Genomic DNA, 213 nt, shown 5'->3' with positions numbered 1-213 from the left:
GGCCGCGGGAAGGCCGCATCTTCGCCGGAGTCTGCGCCGGCCTCGCCCGGCGTTTCGGCACGACCCCCACCAAGGTACGCATCATCGCCCTGCTCTCCTGCCTGCTGCCAGGACCGCAGTTCGTCATCTACATCGCGCTGTGGTTCATCATGCCGAGCGAGGACTGACCGGTTCCGGGCGTAGGTGCGCCAGCGTCCGCTGGGCGACCAACGC

The 213-nt window shown here is 69.0% G+C and carries 1 protein-coding gene; it reads left to right on the top strand.

Annotated elements, in window-relative coordinates; translation table 11 throughout:
• Positions 1-167, top strand: a 167-nt coding sequence (locus tag ELR45_RS42330) for a PspC domain-containing protein (RefSeq protein WP_165367932.1), incomplete at its 5' end; no start/stop codon positions are given.
• Positions 168-213: the final 46 nt, after the last annotated feature.

It is taken from the genome of Phytoactinopolyspora endophytica (assembly GCF_004138495.1).
Taxonomy (GTDB): domain Bacteria; phylum Actinomycetota; class Actinomycetes; order Jiangellales; family Jiangellaceae; genus Phytoactinopolyspora; species Phytoactinopolyspora endophytica.
This window is presented reverse-complemented; position numbering and strand designations above follow the sequence as displayed.